The organism is Rahnella perminowiae (assembly GCF_019049755.1).
Lineage (GTDB): Bacteria > Pseudomonadota > Gammaproteobacteria > Enterobacterales > Enterobacteriaceae > Rahnella > Rahnella perminowiae.
The window spans coordinates 1-351 of sequence record NZ_JAFMOS010000026.1; the positions used below are offsets into that span (position 1 = coordinate 1).

1 protein-coding gene is annotated in these 351 nt (G+C 65.2%); it reads left to right on the top strand.

Features of this window, described 5'->3' with window-relative positions:
- Positions 1 to 351 (top strand): TrbI/VirB10 family protein (locus tag J1785_RS00115; RefSeq protein ID WP_274388839.1); only part of this gene is annotated, 351 nt, incomplete at both ends.

A 351-nucleotide genomic window follows, 5' to 3' on the forward strand; every position in this document is an offset into this window, starting at 1 on the left:
AAGATGTTTACAGCGCCAGCAACCATGTGACGCTGATCCCGGCGGGAACGGTCGCCCGTGGCATCTACCGCACCGGGGCGCTGCAACACGGACGCAGCCGGATGTTTGTGCTGTGGACGGAGCTGCGCACGCCTGAGCCCGGCAGCCTGCAAATCCCGCTAACTGATACGCAGGCCAGCGGCCCGCTCGGCGAAGCGGGGATCTCAGGTTGGATCGACAACCATTTCTGGGAGCGCTTCGGCAATGCCCTGATGCTCAGTACCGTGCAGGACGTGGCAGCGGCGGCGTCGGATGCTGCCCCGGGGAAAGACCGCAATACCGACTACACCGAAAACACCCGCGCCGCCACGG